Source organism: Streptomyces roseifaciens (assembly GCF_001445655.1).
In the GTDB taxonomy this organism is placed as follows: Bacteria; Actinomycetota; Actinomycetes; order Streptomycetales; family Streptomycetaceae; genus Streptomyces; species Streptomyces aureoversilis.
Window position 1 is genome coordinate 1 of sequence record NZ_LNBE01000013.1, and the last position, 1,578, is coordinate 1,578.

General features: G+C 79.7%; 1 pseudogene. It reads right to left on the reverse strand.

From position 1 onward, the window contains the following. Window positions 1–1,578, reverse strand: a pseudogene (locus tag AS857_RS36695) (hypothetical protein); the annotation flags it as partial.

Sequence of the window (1,578 nt, forward strand, 5' to 3'; positions counted from 1 at the left end):
GCCTCGGCGACGAGCCGCTCGGCCTCCGACGTGGCCTCCGCCATCAGGGCGTCGGCCTGCTCGGCGGCCTCGGAGCGGCGCGCCGCGGCCGCGGCCCGCGCCTCGTCGGCCGTGGCCGCGGCGTCCTGCTGCGCCTTCTCGGCCGTCTCCTCGGCCTCCGCGATCAGCTTCTCCGCCTCGGCCATGGCCTCGGAGAGCAGCTCGTCGGCCTGCACGCCCGCCTCGGCGAGCTTGGCGTGGGCGCTGTCGGTGGCGTCCTCCAGCGTGCGGGCGGCCTCCGCCTCCAGGCGCTGGCCCTCCGTGATCGCCTCGGCGACCTTCCGCTCGGCGAGCGCCTCGGCGGCCTCCGCCGCGGCCTGCGCCTCGGCACGGATCCGGGCCGCGTCCTCACCGGCGCGCTCGCGCTCGGCGTACGCGTCGGTCCGGACCCGGTCGGCCTCCTCCTGGGCCTCGGTGAGCGTGCGCTCCGCGTTGTGCTCGGCGGCCGAGCGCAGCCCGGCGATCTCCTCCTCGGCCTGCTCGTGCAGCCCGGCGACCGCGTCGCGCACCTGCTGGGCGGTCGCCTCGGCGGCGGACACCAGCTCGGCGGCGCGCGCCTCGGCCTCCTCGACCAGGCGCTGGGCCTCCTCCTGCGCCTCCGCGACCCGCTTGCGCGCCGAAGCCAGCAGCTCCTCGCTCTGCTCGCGCGCCGCCTCGCGCTCGGCCTGCGCCTCCGTACGGGCGTCGCCGAGCAGCTCCTCGGCCTCGCGCCGGCGGCGGGCGGCCTCCTCCTGCGCGGCCGCGAGGGCCTCGGCGGCCTCGGCGCGCAGCCGCGCGCCCGCCGACTCGCCCTCGCTGCGGGCGGCGGCGGCCTCCTCGGCGGCCTCGGCGCGCAGCCGCTCCGCCTCGGTCTCGGCCTGCGCCTGCAGGGTGCGCACCCGCTCCGCGCTCTCCGTGCGCCGGCTCTCGGTCTCCTCGGCGGCCTCGCGGCGCAGCCGCTCCGCCTCCGTACGGGCGTCGCGCAGCGCCTCCTCGGCGGCCTCCACCCGCTGCTCGGCCTCGGCGTGCAGCCGGGTCAGCTCCGCATCGGCCTCGGCGCGGCGCGCCTCGGCGGCCTTCTCGGCCTCCTCGCGCAGCTTGCGCGCGGCCTCGTCGGCCTCGCTGCGGGTGCGCTCGGCGTGGTCCTCGGCCTCCTCGGCCATCTCCTCGGCCTCGGTGCGCGCCCGCTCCAGGGCCTCCTCGGCCTGCTTGCGCAGGGAGGCGGCCCGCTCGGCGGCCTCCGACCGGACCCGCTCGCTCTCGGCGGCGGCGCCGCTGCGCGTCTCCTCCGCATCGGCCTTGGCCTTGGCCAGCAGCTCCTCGGCGGTGCCGGCGGCCTCCTCGATCTGCTGCAGGGCCTCGCGCCGGGCCTCGCCGCGGATCCGCTCGCCCTCGGCGACGGCGTCGGCCCGCAGCTGCTCGGCCTCGCCGCGCAGCCGCCGCGCCTCCTCCTGGAGCTCGACGGTCTTGGCGCGGTACTCCTTGGTGTCGTCCTTCGCCGCGCCCTTGAGCTGCTCGGCGGTGTCCGCGGCCTGCGCGCGCAGCCGCTCGGCCTCGGCC